We start from the raw sequence: 15161 nt of genomic DNA on the forward strand, positions 1-15161 counted from the left end.
CACGACGACGTTGAAGTGCTCAGTCATACGAAAAGGAAACCTCAGCGGGACGTCAGGCGCCGACCAACCGCCGAGATGAGCCGGTCCAGCTCGGAGCCGAACGGGTTGTCGTGCACCAGGTACGTCCAGGTCGCCGACGGCCGCACCAGTGTGGCCGCCTCCGGCTCCCAGTCCTCGGTGACCTCGATCGACTCGAAGGTCTCCAGCGTCCGCTCCTCGATCTTCGGGAAGAGGTCGTTGAACGCGGGCACCGCCGAGCGGTGGAACTCGTCCAGCGGGTCGAGCCGCCCCAGCGCGCGCAGGTGCACACCCTCGCGCACCTCGTTGAGCTCGGCCAGGTGCTCGGCCCACAGGCGGTCGAGGTGGTACAGCGCGATCGAGCGGCCCACCCGCGACAGCAGCTCGTCGTCCAGCTCCTCGGTCTCCTCCGGGAAGCGGTCGCGCAGCAGGTCGGCGGCGACGTCGGTGGTGAGCAGGCGCTCGCGGCGCTCGGCCAGCGCGATGCGCTGCTGCTCGATCACCACGCTGTACCGCCAGGTGTTGCGGTGGATCTCGTGGTTGACGCCCTCGGCGACGCGCTGGGCGTGCTCCACCGCGTACGTCACCGCGTCGTCCTGCACCTTGCCGTCCGCGTACATCTTCGGGGAGGCGGGGATCAGCTCGGGCGCGTGCCGGACGACGAGCTCGTCCTCAAGGCTCACGAAGAAGACCGAGCTGCCCGGGTCGCCCTGCCGGCCGGAGCGGCCGCGGAGCTGGTCGTCGACGCGGCGGCTGTCGTGGCGGCCGGAGCCGATGATGTAGAGGCCGCCCAGCTCGGCGATGCGGTCGTAGTCGGCCTGGTCGCTGCCGCCGAGGCGGATGTCGACGCCGCGGCCGGCCATCTGGGTGGAGACGGTCACCGCGCCGTGCGTGCCGGCCTCGGCGATGATCGCCGCCTCTTCCTCGTCGTTTTTGGCGTTGAGCACGACGCAGGGGATGCCGGCGGCGGTCAGACCGGTGGCGAGCTGCTCGGACTCCTTGACGTCGAGCGTGCCGACCAGCACCGGGCGGCCCGTCTCGTGGGCCTCGCGGATCTCCTCGATCAGCGCCTCGTCCTTCTCGGCCCGGGTGGCGTAGATGCGGTCCTCTTCGTCCACGCGGATGCAGGGCGTGTTCGGCGGGATGACCGCGACCTCGAGCTTGAAGAACTCGCGCAGCTCGTTGCCGACCAGCACCGCGGTGGCGGTCATGCCGCACAGCGTCTTGTACAGCGCGATGTACGCCTGCACGGTGATCGTGTCGAGCACCTCGCCCTCGGCGGTGGCGTTGAGCCCCTCCTTGGCCTCGACGGCCGCCTGGAGCCCGTCCGGCCAGCGGCGGCGCTGCGCCACCCGGCCGCGCATCTCGTCGACCAGCTCGACCGCGCCGTTGCGCACGATGTAGTCGACGTCGCGGTGCAGCAGCGCCTCGGCGTGGAGGGCGACGTTGACGGCGGAGAGCTGCTCGACGTTCTCGTCCGCGTACAGGTCGATGCCGCCCAGCTTGGCCTCGACGGCCTGCAGGCCGCGGTCGGTGAGCGCGACCGACCGGCCGTCGTCGGCGATCTCGTAGTGGCGCTTGTTGACCAGGCCCTTGACCAGGGTGGCGGCCTGGTGCACCGGGTCCTGCTCGCCGGCCACGGTGCCGGCCAGCACCATCGGCACGCGGGCCTCGTCGATGAGGATGGAGTCGGCCTCGTCGACGATGCAGCAGGCCAGGTCGCGCTGCACCCGGTCGTCGATGTCGGTGACCAGCTGGTCGCGCAGGTAGTCGAAGCCGGCCTCGCTGACCGACACGTAGGTGACGTCGTTGCCGTAGGCGGCGCGGCGCTGGTCGCGGGTGGAGGACTCGGTGACCCAGCCGACGGTGAGGCCGAGCAGGCGGTACACCGGGGCCATCCAGAGGGCGTCGCGGCGGGCCAGGTAGTCGTTGACGGTGATCACGTGGACCGGGCCCTTGCCGCGGCGCACGTGCCCGTACGCGGCGATGGCGGCGGTCAGCGTCTTGCCCTCACCGGTGGCCATCTCGGCGACCTTGCCGGACAGCAGCGCCATCGCGCCGAGCAGCTGCACGTCGTACGGCGTCTGGTCGAGCCCGCGCCGGGCCGCCTCCCGCCCGTACGCACAGATGTCGACGTAGTCGGTGGCCTCGCCGGCCGCCTCGGTCAGCTCAGAGTCGCTGAGGTCGGCCAGCTCCTCCGCGCGACTACTGATCTTGGGGAGCAGCTTTTCCAGCGGGCCGAGGTCGACCGTCGTGCCCGGGCGCTGGAGGAAGCGCTGCATCCTGCTTTTCAACCGCTGCGACACACCCATGGTGCGCAACGGTACTATTCAAACTTCCAAGATCGTCGCCACCTCCTGCCGCGCACGCCGAGCGAGGTCGCGCAGCAGCTCAGGGCCCTTGTCGAACGGGACCACCGCGGTCACCACGTGCCGCATGATCCCCTCGCCGCACTCGCGGAGCATCGATATCGTCTCGCCGGAGAGCCGCTCGCGGTCCCAGGCGGCCGCCAGCCCGCGCGGGACGCGCCCGATCTGCGCGCAGCGCACCGAAAGTCCGTTGTGGTGAAACTCCTCCCCCAACCGCACCTCCCCCGCCCCGCCCTGGTAGAACGCCAGATCGACCACCGTCCCCTGCGGCCGCAGCAGGCGCATCGCGAGGTGCAGCGCCGACGCCCGCCCCCGGCACTGGAAGACGACGTCCGCGCCACGGTCGCCCGGCCCCCGCCGCCACGCGCTCTTGACGGCGACCGCCGGGTCGCCGGCGGCCGGGTCCAGCACCGCACAACCGAGGGCCTCCGCGACCGCCCGGCGCCGCGACGTCTCATCGAGTACGAGCACCGACTCCGCGCCGTGGCGGACGGCGAACGCCGCGGTCAGCAGACCGATCATGCCGGCGCCGATCACGGCGACACGCCGTCCCCGCACGCCGTCGCCGAGGTCGCGCACCGCCGGCCCGAAGGCGTCCGCCGCGGCGTGCAGCAGCCCGTTGGCGCAGATGGGGCCGGCGTGCGCCACGTAGACGCCCAGCATGGGGTCGAGGTCGGGCGGGAGTGGCACGAACCGGTCCACGAGCGGGTCGGCGAGGTAGCCGGTGCGGTGCCCGTACGCCATCGCGACGACCGTGCCCTCGGCGACCGCCGGCGTGGCCGACTCGGTGACCCGGCCGACCTCCATGTAGCCGAGGCGGGTCACCGGGTACCCCTGCGCCGGCTCGCCGTCGCGGAACAGCCCGAGGTCGGTGTCGAATCGCGCGGAGAGCATGGGGTTGGTGCCCTTGACGTAGCTCAGCTCGGTGCCCGCCGATACTCCACTGTAGAGCGTCGAGACGCGGAACGTGCCGCCCCGTACCGGCGCCGGCTCCTCCTCGACCATCTCGACCCGCTCGGGGCCGGCGACGACGATGACCCGGTCAGACACCGACGGCCTCCCCGATCACCGCCGAGCGGGCGACGGCCGCGGCGAGACGGTGGGTGCGCAGCGCCTCGGCGTACGGCACCCGCACGTCGTCGGCCACACCCAGCACCGCGTCGACGAACGCCCGGTCCACCGCCACCCGCGCCGCGGCCGGGTCGCCGGGGTAGCGGTGCTCGGCCTCCCCGTCCCGTACCAGAAGGCCGTCCTCGCCCACCGAGATGGCGAGGCCGTCCGCGAAGACCTCGACCGAGGCCCGGTGTTTCCACCCCAGCACGCAGGTCGTGGTCAGCGTGCCCGGCGCGCCGCTCTCGAACCGCAGCATGGCGGCGGTGGCGGCGTCCACGTCGGCACCCTCCACCGCCGGCCGGCCGCCGCCCACCGCGTGCACCTGCGCGACCTCGCCCGCCAGCAGCCGCATGACGTCGAGGACGTGCGGGGCCTGCTCGACCACCGGCCCGCCGGAGGACTCCCGCCGCACCCACCAGTCGACCGGCGGCACCTTGTCCAGCCAGCTGCCGGTGACCAGGCGCACCTCGCGGCCGGCGAGCAGCGCGCGGGCCCGTTCGACGGCGTCCAGGTACCGCCAGTGCAGCCCCACGGCGGTCACCACCCGCTCGGCGAGCGGCGCGATCCGCTCGGCGGTGGCGAGGTCGACGGCGAGCGGCTTCTCCACGAACATCGGCAGCCCCGCCGCCAGCACCGCCTCCTCGGCCGGGCCGTGCGCGAAGGGCGGCACGCAGACGTACACGGCGTCGGGCTCGGCGTCGACCACCGCGGCCACGTCCGGGTACGCGAGCGCGCCGTACTCGGCGGCGAGGGCGCCGGCCGCGTCGGGCACCACGTCGGTCACACCCACCAGGCGCACGTCGGAGAATCCGGCCAGGACGCTCGCGTGCCGCCGGGCCACATTGCCCGCCCCTACGATCGCAATGGCGCACCTTGTACCCATTTGTTGTGGCTCCCAACGCCGATCTTTCGCCGCGGTTGGATACCCGATCTTTGGGAAACCACGCGCCATGTGGCATCCGCTTTCGGTGAGCCCTGTGGTGGAGGCTTGGTCCGCTTACCGGACCAGCACCGCGAGACAGTGGAAATCCCGAGATCTGGTCCGGGCCAAAGGGTCCAGCGCGGTATCCGTCGTGCTGCCTGCCCGCAACGAACAGGAAACGGTCGGTGAGATCGTCCGTACGATCCGCCGGCACCTCGTCGAGCGCCTCCCGCTCGTCGACGAGGTCATCGTCGTCGACTCCCGCTCCTGCGACGCGACCGCGCGCGTCGCGGGCGAGGCCGGCGCGCGCGTCGTCGACCAGGACCAGCTGACACGGGGCCTGCCCCGCCTGGAGGGCAAGGGCGACGCGCTGTGGGCCGGCCTCGCCGCCGCACGCGGGGACATCGTGGCGTTCATCGACGCCGACCTGCGCGAGTTCCAGCCGCACTTCGTCACCGGGCTGCTCGGCCCCCTGCTCACCGATCCCTCCGTCGTCTACGTCAAAGGCTTCTACCACCGCCCCCTGGAATCCTCCGCCGACACCGAACGTGACGGCGGCGGCCGGGTCACCGAGCTCATGGCCCGCCCGCTGCTCAACCTCTGCTGGCCTGAGCTGGCCGGTTTCGTACAGCCCCTCGCCGGCGAGTACGCCGGCCGCCGCGACGTGCTCGAACAGCTCCCCTTCGTCTCCGGGTACGGCGTCGAGCTGGCCATGCTCATCGACCTGCTGGAGACCGTCGGCCTGGACGCGCTCGCCCAGGTGGACCTCGGCGAGCGCCACCACCGCCACCAGAGCACCGAGGCGCTCGGGCGGATGTCCGCGCAGATCCTCTACACCGCGTGGTCCCGCCTGCACCGCCAGGGCATCGTGCCCGACCCCGAGCCGCCGTCGGGCGCGCTGACCCAGTTCCGGCGCGGTGGTGCGCAGGCGCTGCCGGGGCTGGACCGCGAGGTCGTCGTGCACGACGTCGCGGTCAGTGAGCGTCCGCCGCTGGCCCAGCTGCGGGTCGTCTCGTGAAGGTCATGATGAACGCCGGCCCGTGGCTGTCCGTACCGCCGGACGGCTACGGCGGCATCGAGAACATCGTCGCCACGCTCGTGCCCCCGCTGCGCGAGCTGGGCGTCGAGGTGGTGCTCGCCAGCGTCGGTACCTCCACATTGGACGTGGACGGCCTCGTCACGGTCTTCCCGGAGGGGCAGTTCCGGCAGCTGCAACGCCCGTACAACCAGGTCAACGGCGTCGTGCCGGCGCACCAGCACGCGGTCGTGCGCGCGGTGCGCGAGCGCGGCGACATCGACCTGGTGCACGATCACGTGGAGGCGGCGGGGCTGGCCACGCTCGCCGCGCTCGGCCCGGACGACCCGCCGGTGCTGCACACGCTGCACTGGGACCTGCACAAGCACCCCGAGCTGTACGGCACGTTCGACGGCGGCGGGCGGGTGTGGGTCAACGGCGTCTCCGCGGACCAGGTGTCCCGCGCGCCGGAGGCGTTGCGGGCGCACGCGATCGGCCACGTGTACCTGGCCACCCCGCTCGCCGAGGGCGCCGACCGGCGGCAGCCGCCGCAGAAGGGCGACCACGTGGTGATCCTCGGCCGGATCACGCCCGGCAAGGGGCAGGACGTCGGCGTGCGGCTGGCCCACGAGCACGGCTTCGACCTCGTCCTCGCGGGGCCGGTGGGTCCGTACCACTCCCCCGCGGACCTGGCCGCCGTGTCCACTTCGGACAACCCCGACGTGGCGTACTACCGGGACAAGGTCGAGCCCTATGTGGACGGTGACCGGGTCCGCTGGCTCGGCACGGTACGCCCGCCGGCCCGCGACGACCTCGTGGCGAGCGCGCGGGCGGTGCTGGCGCCGCTGCGGTGGTCGGAGCCGGGCGGCACGTTCGTGGTCGAGGCGCTCGCGCTCGGCACCCCGGTCGTCGGCCTGTCGATGGGCTGCCTGCCCGAGCTTGTCGACCACGGCCGTACCGGCTTCCTGACCGAGGACGACGGCGAGCTGCCCGACCTGCTGGAGGCGGCGACGAAGCTGGACCCCGCCGAGTGCATGCGGGAGGCCGCCACCCGCTTCACGCCCGCGATGATGGCGGCCCGCTACCTGGAGCTCTACCGCACGGTGCTCGCGTCGGTGTAACGCAGCACCGCGCCGACACCGTGTCGCAGGTCCGCGTCGTCGGGGCCGACCAGCACCAGGTCGGCCCCGGCACCGGCCACGGCACGGACGAGGGCGGCGTCGGCGCGTACCCGCACCGGCTCCTCCACGCCCATCCCGCGCAGCTGCGCCGGGTCGACCGCGACCTGCGCCGCCTCCGGCCCGATCCACAGCTCGTCGGTCGACGACGGGTCGTCCACGATCAGCATCGCCTCGACCTGCTCGCGCTGCAGCGCGGTGACGACCGCGGCGAGCCCGTTGCCGACGCCCGCCTGCGCGCCGAAGCGGTCCACGGCGTCCCGGGTACGCCGGTCCGCCACCTCCGCCACCGCGATCGTCGTCGCGTCGTCCAGCGGCTCGGGGTCGGCGCCGTCGGCCCGGGTGCCGGCGTCGGTCACCACCGCACGTTCGCGCCACCGCTTGGGCAGCTGCTCCAGCAGGAGCTGCCGGGCCCGCACGTCGCCGGCCAGGACCAGCACGTCCGGCCCCATCGCGTCGGCGAGGTCCGCGGTGGCGGCGGCCACGTCGCCCGTGTTGCGCCGCCACGAGGTCTCGGCCTCGCGCTGGTACCGCGCCTGCGACCAGCCACCCGGCTTGACCTTGCGGATCGGGTACGACTCACGCCCCCGCACGGTCTCGCTCGCGGTGGGACGCACCCCGCCCGCGTCGAACGCGGTCACCTCGCCGCCGGTACGGTCCGCGACCACGCGCAGCCACCCGACCTCCTCGCCGCGCTGGGCGACGAGGGGCATCGAGTGTGGCAGGACGCCGTAGCGGGCAAGGTCGACGCGGGGACGCGTGGGCAGGCGCTCGACGGTCACGTCGTCCGGGGCGGCCTCGGAGGCGAACATCGCGATCCCGCGGCGGTCAGGCTCGGCCGGTACCCCGTCCAGGGCCTGGTCCATCGCGGCGAGGACGGCGGGGCCCACGCCCTGGCCGGCGAGGCTCTCCCGCAGCCCACGCCAGCGCAGGCCCAACGCCCGCGCGGCGTCCGCGGTGTCCGGGGTGGCGTCCATGTAGGCCGACGCCCACGGCCCGGGATGCGAGTAGAGCGGGCGCAGGAATGAGAGATCCATAGCGTGGCCATACCCCATGAGAAGGCATTCACTCACCCGCCGCCCTCTCGTGAGAATGCGCGTTTGTCGATACGCTGAGTACTTGCGCGATAAACAATCGGTAGGACTCTCATGACCTGGGACCGGGAGCTCTTCCCCGACCCCGTGGCGCGCCGGCAAGGCCCGATCATCAACGGGCACGTGGTGAAGCTGGAGGGCGGCTACTCCCGCGAGATCAAGGTGGGCCAGCCCATCCTTGTCGCGGTGCTGGCGGCCGCCGGCGTGGCCCGCCTGCTCTCCAAGGTGGTCCTGGCCGTCCTGCGCGCCGGTTCCGGCGCCGGCGGCGGGCGCAAGTGGAAAGAGCTGAAAAAGGGCCCCGAATACCTCGTCACCCCGATGCGAATCCGCGCCACCGACGGCGTCCTGTGCGAAATGGAAATCCACGGCCACCTGCCGCAAAGCGCGCTGGAACCCCGCGACCACGTGCAGGTGACCGTTCGCCGCCAGAAGGACCCGGACCTCCCACCCCGCGTCGAACGGATCGTCAACCTGACGACCGCCCAACTGCTGACCCCGCGCACGCCGACGCTCTGGTCCCACCTGGGCCCCGCCCTGCTCACCCAGGCCGTGTTGGGCATCGTCGTCTTCACCGTGGTAGCGGGGTGCACCGCCCTGACCTGACCAGCGACGTCCCTACAACTTCGGGACCAGCGGTCCCGGCAGCCGCTCGGCCCAGTCGCGCAACACGTCGACCGCTTGAGCCTGAGACGTCGGGCCGGCGAAGTCCGCACGCAAAGATCGCCGTTCGCTCGGGACGCCGAGCTCCCGGTAGAACTGAAGGTCCTCGAAGCCGTAGGTGGCGACGTCATGGCTGGTGGCACCGAAGACGACGCGGGGAACGCGGGCCCAGTAGCACGCGGCGAGACACATCGGACAGGGCTCGCTGCTCGAGTACATCACCCCATCTTCGAAGAGATGACGCCCCAACGTGCTGCCTGCGTGGCGTAAAGCCATGACCTCGGCATGCGCGGTGGGATCGCGCAGCTCCATGACGCTGCTCGTGCCTTCCCCCACGATCTCGCCGGCCACGACCACCACGGCGCCGAAGGGCGTCTTGCCCTCCAGCTCTAGCGCCTGGCGGGAAATCTCGATCGCGCGCGCGAGAAACTGCCGATCGGTGACACCGAGCGCGTCAGGCATCAGGCCAACCCTCTCTGGACGACACGACGGGGGCGACCCACGGGATACATCGCGATCTTACGTGCGATCCGCGCACCACTGCCGCTGGGCGTTCATGTCTGGCTGCCGACCCAGAGTGGACTTCGGTCGCTGTACGGCCCGATGATCGTCGCCTCGTGTGGATCAAGCGGGATCTTCCCCGGCGCTTGCCAGACCCTGTCGAAGGCAGCCGGCGGAGCGCTGTCGAGCCAGATCCCGTCGGGCAGGTCGAGCGTCGGTGAGCGCCCGGCCCGCGGCAGGATCACGAGACCGACCCGATAGTCCTGACCGCGCACGGCGCCCGGTCCCGCGCTGCTGGGCGCGCCCAACGCGGCGAGCTGGCGGCGCACCCGCGTCACCCACCGATTGTGTTCCGCCTTGGCCTGCTCGTAGTCCGGCGGCCTGCTCGCCGGATCGCTGGGCGGGTCGTAGAGCAGCAACCGGCGGACGCGGCCGGGTCGCCCGCGCAGCAACCACCGGAACACCGCCAGATCCAGGTCGTCACGGACCGCCGCCCAGGCCGGATCGCCATACCACCGGCTCGCGAGCTGCACGATCGACACGTTCGCCGCTCGAGACACCTGCTCGGCGGCCCGCCTCCAGGCGGCGAGATCGAGGGCATCAGGCATCGGCCAGCAACTCCCTGACGATTCCCAGCAGCTCCCGCTCCTGGCTGCGCCGGGTGCCGAGCCGTCGCTGTCTGGCCGGAGACCAGGTCAGCATGACCGGTTCGCCCGTGCCCTCGTCGCTGAACACGAACCTGGCGTGCTGCAGAGCACCTGCCAGCAGCGATGGAGGAAGCTGGCGCGCCAGCGACTCCGCCTGCCGTGGCCGGTGGAACGCAAGGCGGCACAACGCGGCGAGAGTGACCGCGGCGGGCCGTTCGCCCAGGTCGCGCAGCGGGAGAATGCTGGGCTCGCGGTATCCACGATGCGCCTCGCGGACCAGCTTTCCGAGGCTGGGCTGGGTCGGCGCGCTCGTCAGGGCCTGCGCCATCCAGTCGGTGGCCGCCTCGGCGGTGCGCAGGCAGTCGTAGGTGGCGAACACGCTCACCTGGGCACGCAGGTAGCGCCGGTCGATGGTGAAGTCCGGGTCGTCATCCCAGCCCGCCGGCGGGATGAACCGGCGGTTGCGCAGTCCGGCGATCACCCCCGCGGCCAGCTCGAGGCTGATGTTGCCGAGACCGCCGCACGAGCGGAGCAGGGGATGACCGGTTCGGCCGACCCGCCGTTGGATCTCGGTGAAGACACAGTCGCCGTGCCAGTAGTTGCCGTCGAACTTCTCTCCCGTCAGGACCTCACAGAAAATGTAGAGGCCGCTGCCGATATCGCTGCCCCCGAAGTCGGTCAGGGCGGACAGCCACAGCAGTGCGGCCAACGGGTCAGTGAAGCCATCCGGCCAGGGATCCTTCGGTCCTCGGACGAATCCGGGCGGATCCGGATCGACAAACTTGACGATTCGGACCCGAGCTTGGCCGAGGGTGTTCACCACCTGGCGGCTGCCCGCGTCGTCTGGACTGTGTTGCAGGCGCTCGTGGGCGCTCTGTCGCAGCCACCCGAGAATGCGGCAGATGTGACCGAGTGCCACGGCAGCCGGCACCTCGTCTCGACGCGCGGCGCCGCGCGACCGGACGGACAGGACGCTGAGCTGCCAGCTTGTGTGGAGTGCGCCCTGCACCAGCGGCGGCACCGCGTTGCGGATCGCCCCGGAACTCAACGCCTCGTACAAGACCGACCGGCCCAACCGCTCCAGCAGATGTGCCTGCAAGGCCAGCCGGAAGCGGGCCTGACGGACGGTCCGGTCCATCGGCCATCCGTCGACGATCTCGTGTGCGCGTGCGGCGATCTCCGCCACGTCGTTGCGGTTGATCGCGTACTCGATCTCCTCCATGAGATCGGAGACCTGGTCATGCCGGGCGCAATGGGACTGGCCGGCGCGCGACGCCGCCCGATGCATTCTTCGGGTGGCGAGCCCCATCAGAATGTTCCGGCGACCGGCGGCCGACCGGAACCGCATGAGCGCCAGGAGCGTGTCCAGCCCGAACGCCAGCTGGACGACGGTGAAGACGACGCCCACGATCGTCAGTCCGCGCACGTCGTAGATGTCGCCCGATGCCGCCGAGAGAATAGCTACCAACGCCACCGCCAGCCAGGATGTAACGGCGATCGCCCCGACGAGGTCTCCGAACGATGGCCAACGCGTTTGCGGCGTCACCGTGACAGCGAAGACGATGGTCAATGCCGTCAGCAGCGCGGAGAACGATCCGAGACCGACCTGCCACACCACTTCGGCCTTGGCCGCCGGCGCCGGCACGTCCAATCGCCATAGCAACACGCTCGTCGCGGCGGCGACAAGCACGGCCACGATCCGGGTCAGGTGCCGCACCGTCCCCGCGGAGGCTGCCACGATCCGCGGCATACCACCTCCGGAGCCATCCGCTGATTGGTGCACATGTACCAATGCAACCTACCAACGGCGGACCGGTACCACTCACCCGGTTTTGGCGCACGCGGCCGCGACCAGCGCGAAGCTAGGCGGTCTCGCGGGCTACCACGTGGGATGCGTACGCCGTCACCGGTGGGGATGTGCGGGCGCCGGCGATCACGGCCGTCGCGGCCCCCGCCGCGATCCGCTCGACCGGGTGGGTCGCCGTGGTCAGGGACGGCAGGCTCAGCGCGGCGAACGGGATGTCGTCGAAGCCGGCCACCGCCACGTCGCCCGGCACGTCCAGGCCACGCGCGCGCAGGGCGGCGATCGCGCCGAGGGCCATCGCGTCGCTCGTGGCGAACACGGCGTCCGTGTCCGGCCAGCGGTCCAGGATCCGGGCGGCGGCGGCGCGGCCGGAGGCGGCGGTGAAGTCGCCCGGCACCAGGCGTACCGGCATGCCCGCCTCGCCCGCGGCGTCCCGGTACGCGTCGATCGGGCGTTGCGTGCACGGCATCCAGCGCGGGCCGGTGACCATGGCGACGCGGCGGCGGCCGGCCGCGTAGAGGTGGTGGATCATGGCGGTGGTGGCGCCGCCGTTGTCCACGTCGAACGACGGGATCTCGCGCGAGCCGACGCCGATCGACGCCACCCGGCCGGCGAGCGCGGGCGGCAGCGCGGCGAGGACCGCGTCGGTGGTGTTGGCGATGACCAGGCCGCGTACCCCGCGGTCCTCGGCCAGCCGGCGCAGCAGCGGGGCCGGGTCGTCCAGCGGGAGCCACACGAGCGACACCCCGACGTCGTGCGGCGCGCCCGTCGCGGCGGCGGAGCGGACCACGCGGTCGACGTACGGGTCGTCGAGCACCGCGGGGCTGGCGCCGGCGATCGCGACGACGAGGCGGTAGCCGGCGCCGGTCACGAGGGCGCGGGCGACCTGGTCGGGGGCGTACCCGAGCTGGTCCGCGGCAGCCCGGACGCGGTCGCGCGCGGCTGGCGACGCGGGGCCGTAGCCGGCCAGGACGCGGGACGCCGTGGAACGGGAGACGCCGGCCGCGCGGGCGACGTCGTCCAGGGTTGGTGGCATGAGAGAAATCATGCACCCGCTTGAGGTGAGAACGCTCTCAGGGATGTGATGCATCAATCGCGTGAAAGGAGCGACCGTGCCACCACCCCGCTACGTCATCGCCGCCCGCAACGGGGTCGCCGCCGTCTTCGGCCTCAACGGGCTGGCGGTCGCGTCGTGGTTCGCACGCGTGCCGGCCGCCAAGGACGCGCTCGACCTCACCGCCGGACAGCTCGGCCTGCTGATGCTGACGCTCTCCGCGGGCGCGGTGCTGGCGCTGCCGGCGGCAGGGATGGTGGCGCACCGGCTGGGCGCCGCGCGTACCGTCGCCACCGCCGGCGTGTCCATGGCCGCCGGCCTCGTGCTGGCCGGCGTGGCCGCGGGCACCTGGGGTTGGATCCCGGCCGTCGGGGTGGGACTGTTCGCGATCGGGTTCGGCGCGGGCTGCTGCGAGGTCGCGATGAACGTCGAGGCGGCCGCCGTCGAGCGCCTGCTGGGACGCACGATCATGCCGCGCTTCCACGCGGCCTGGAGCCTGGGTACCGTCGCCGGCGCCGGCATCGGTGCCGCCGCGGCCCGCCTCGACGTGCCGATCGCGGCGCACCTGGCGTCGATGGCGGTGATCGTGGGTGGAGGCACGCTGGCCGCGATCCGCTACTTCCTGCCGGACGAGCGGGCCGAGGAGGAGCGCACCGCGAAGGGTGGCGGCCTGCTCGCCGCCTGGCGCGAGCCGCGCACGGTCCTCATCGGGCTGCTGGTGCTGGTGATGGCGTTCACGGAGGGTACGGCCAACGACTGGCTCGCGGTCGCCTTCGTCGACGGGCACGGGGTGAGCGAGGCGGCGGGCGCGGCGAGCTTCGGCGTGTTCGTGGCGGCGATGACCGTGGGGCGCACGGTCGGCACCGTCGCGCTCGACCGGTGGGGCCGGCTGAAGGTGCTGTGGGTGACGATGGCGTTCGCGGCCGCGGGTGCGGCCGTCACGGTGTACGCGGACTCGCTCGCCCTCGCCCTCGCCGGCGTGGCGCTGTGGGGTGTGGGCGCGTGCCTCGGATTCCCGGTCGGGATGAGCGCGGCGGCCGACGAGGAGAGCCGGGCACCGGCGCGGGTGAGCGTGGTGGCCGTGATCGGCTACACGGCTTTCCTGGCCGGCCCGCCGCTGGTCGGCCTGCTCGGCGACCGGGTGGGCGTCCTGCGCGCGCTGCTCATCGTGCCGCTGCTGATCGTGCCGGCGCTCGCGCTCGTGCCCGCCCTCCGCCCGCCGCGGGTGGCCGAGCCCGCGGCCGCGCCGGTGGAGGCCGCGAAGGCCTAGAGCAGCTGCTTCTGCACCTTGCCCATGCCGTTGCGCGGCAGCTCGGGCAGGAAGCGGACCTGGCGCGGCCGCTTGTGCACGGACAGCTGGTCGGCCACGAAGCCGATCAGCTCGTCAGCGGTGACGCCGTCCGCCACCACGTACGCGACGATCTCCTGCCCCAGGTCGTCGTGGGGCGCGCCGACGACGGCGGCCTCGCGTACGGCGGGATGGGCGAGCAGCGCGTTCTCCACCTCGCCCGCGCCGATGCGGTACCCGCCGCTCTTGATGAGGTCGGTGGAGGAGCGGCCGACGATGCGGTGCCACCCGTCCGGGCCGATCGTGGCCACGTCACCGGTGCGAAACCACCCGTCCTCGGCGAACGCGGCGGCGGTGGCGTCGGGCCGGTTCAGGTACCCGCTGAAAAGCGTCGCCCCGCGCACCTGCAGCTCGCCCACGGACTCGCCGTCGTGCGGGGCCGGCGCGCCGTCCTCGCCGACAAGGCGGGTCTGCACGCCGGCGATCGGCCGCCCGACCTGGCCCGGCCGCCGCTCGCCGTCGGCGCGGGCGGCGACCGTGATGAGCGTTTCGGTCATGCCGTACCGCTCGACCGGCTCGTGCCCGGTCAGCTCGCGCAGCTTGGTAAAGACCGGCACGGGCAGCGCCGCGCTGCCGGAGACGAGCAGCCGCGCGGGTGCGAGCGCGCGGGCGGAGGCCGGGTCGGACGCGACGCGGTGCCAGACCGTGGGCACGCCGAAGTAGAGGGAGCCGCGGGCGGCCGCGTACGCCTCGGGGCGGGGCCGCACGGTGTGCACGAGGCGCGAGCCGGTGCGGAGGGCGCCGAGCACGCCGAGCACGAGGCCGTGCACGTGGTACAGCGGCAGGCCGTGCACCAGCGTGTCGCCGGCGGTCCAGTCCCACGCGTCCGCGAGCCCGTCCAGGCCGGCCGCGATCGCGTCGCGGCGCAGGAGCACTCCCTTGGGCGCGCCCGTGGTCCCGCTCGTGTAGAGGATCAGCGCGGTGGCGTCGCCCGGCCCGCCCGCCGTGTACGAGCCGCGGGCCGCCAGGTCGACGCCCTCCACGAGCGCGGCGCCGGCGTCGCGGAGGATGTGCTCGCGCTCCATCGGGCCCGAGTCGGGCGGGACGGGCACGACCGGGACGCCCGCCGCCAAGCCGGCCAGCACCGTCACGATCGTCTCGAACGAGGCCGTGGCGGTCACCGCGACCGCCGGCGCGCCCGCGATCCGGTCCGCGAGCGCCCCCGCGGCGCCGGCCAGGTCGGCCCACGACATCGCGCGGTCGCCCACGCGGACCGCGTCGGGCCGATCTCCGAAATGGCCGCTCAGCGCGGGCAGCAGCTCCATGCGGAACACCCTAAGGTGGGCGATATGAGCGGGAGGCGCGAGATCGGCCACGACGGCGGACGAGCGCCGAGCGACGGAGCGAGGTAGGCCATGAGCGGGAGGCGCGAGGCAACGGAGTCCAGCCACGACGGAGGACGAGCGCCGAGCGACGGAGCGAGGTAGGCCATGAGCGG

13 protein-coding genes are annotated in these 15161 nt (G+C 72.8%); 4 read left to right on the forward strand and 9 right to left on the reverse strand.

Features of this window, described 5'->3' with window-relative positions:
* Positions 1–41 precede the first annotated feature (41 nt).
* From secA2 to Phou_RS00015, 3 genes are read right to left on the reverse strand one after another with little or no spacing between them, the layout of a single operon-like run.
* Complete coding sequence (gene secA2, locus Phou_RS00005; protein ID WP_173052369.1) at positions 42–2330, reverse strand: accessory Sec system translocase SecA2; 2289 nt, start codon at positions 2328–2330, stop codon at positions 42–44.
* 18 nt (positions 2331–2348) lie between these two features.
* Positions 2349–3437, reverse strand: a complete 1089-nt coding sequence (locus tag Phou_RS00010) for a zinc-dependent alcohol dehydrogenase (protein WP_173052372.1) — start codon at positions 3435–3437, stop codon at positions 2349–2351.
* Entirely contained in the window at positions 3430–4383 is a 954-nt protein-coding gene (locus Phou_RS00015) for a Gfo/Idh/MocA family protein (RefSeq protein WP_173052374.1), read from the reverse strand. Before Phou_RS00015 ends, Phou_RS00010 begins: the two co-directional genes overlap by 8 nt.
* A 67-nt stretch (positions 4384–4450) precedes the next feature.
* Between Phou_RS00015 and Phou_RS00020 the strand changes: the two genes are divergently transcribed.
* The gene (locus Phou_RS00020) at positions 4451–5440 is read left to right on the forward strand and encodes a glucosyl-3-phosphoglycerate synthase (protein WP_173052376.1); all 990 of its coding nucleotides are present in this window, start codon (positions 4451–4453) and stop codon (positions 5438–5440) included.
* A gap of 5 nt (positions 5441–5445) precedes the next feature.
* The gene (locus Phou_RS00025) at positions 5446–6558 is read left to right on the forward strand and encodes a glycosyltransferase (RefSeq protein WP_246273707.1); all 1113 of its coding nucleotides are present in this window, start codon (positions 5446–5448) and stop codon (positions 6556–6558) included.
* Here Phou_RS00025 and Phou_RS00030 read toward each other — a convergent pair.
* Positions 6531–7652 (reverse strand): baeRF2 domain-containing protein, encoded by a 1122-nt coding sequence (locus Phou_RS00030; RefSeq protein ID WP_173052378.1) that lies wholly within the window; start codon positions 7650–7652, stop codon positions 6531–6533. The two genes, Phou_RS00025 and Phou_RS00030, sit on opposite strands and share 28 nt — an antisense overlap.
* Positions 7653–7763: 111 nt before the next feature.
* On the opposite strand from Phou_RS00030, the gene Phou_RS00035 reads away from it, so the two are divergent.
* Positions 7764–8312, forward strand: coding sequence for a hypothetical protein (locus Phou_RS00035; RefSeq protein ID WP_173052380.1), 549 nt, complete (start codon positions 7764–7766; stop codon positions 8310–8312).
* Between the two features lie 12 nt (positions 8313–8324).
* Here the strand turns inward: Phou_RS00035 and Phou_RS00040 are convergent, their stop codons facing one another.
* The 4 genes from Phou_RS00040 to Phou_RS00055 form a co-directional block, all read right to left on the reverse strand.
* On the reverse strand, positions 8325–8831 hold the full coding sequence (locus Phou_RS00040; RefSeq protein WP_173052382.1) for a nucleoside deaminase: 507 nt from the start codon (positions 8829–8831) through the stop codon (positions 8325–8327).
* Positions 8832–8923: 92 nt separating this feature from the next.
* Positions 8924–9478 carry a hypothetical protein gene (locus Phou_RS00045; protein WP_173052384.1) on the reverse strand — a complete coding sequence of 185 codons (555 nt, stop codon included), beginning with the start codon at positions 9476–9478 and terminating at the stop codon, positions 8924–8926.
* Positions 9471–11267 (reverse strand): hypothetical protein, encoded by a 1797-nt coding sequence (locus tag Phou_RS00050; protein ID WP_173052386.1) that lies wholly within the window; start codon positions 11265–11267, stop codon positions 9471–9473. Before Phou_RS00050 ends, Phou_RS00045 begins: the two co-directional genes overlap by 8 nt.
* Before the next feature lie 112 nt (positions 11268–11379).
* Positions 11380–12357, reverse strand: a complete 978-nt coding sequence (locus Phou_RS00055) for a LacI family DNA-binding transcriptional regulator (protein ID WP_246273085.1) — start codon at positions 12355–12357, stop codon at positions 11380–11382.
* 76 nt (positions 12358–12433) lie between these two features.
* On the opposite strand from Phou_RS00055, the gene Phou_RS00060 reads away from it, so the two are divergent.
* A complete protein-coding gene (locus tag Phou_RS00060) occupies positions 12434–13645 on the forward strand; it encodes an MFS transporter (RefSeq protein ID WP_246273086.1) in 1212 nt (403 codons plus the stop codon).
* On the opposite strand, the gene Phou_RS00065 is transcribed toward Phou_RS00060, so the two are convergent.
* A complete protein-coding gene (locus tag Phou_RS00065; RefSeq protein ID WP_173052390.1) occupies positions 13642–14988 on the reverse strand; it encodes an acyl-CoA synthetase in 1347 nt (448 codons plus the stop codon). The genes Phou_RS00060 and Phou_RS00065 overlap by 4 nt on opposite strands.
* Positions 14989–15161: the final 173 nt, after the last annotated feature.

It is taken from the genome of Phytohabitans houttuyneae, from assembly GCF_011764425.1.
Taxonomy (GTDB): domain Bacteria; phylum Actinomycetota; class Actinomycetes; order Mycobacteriales; family Micromonosporaceae; genus Phytohabitans; species Phytohabitans houttuyneae.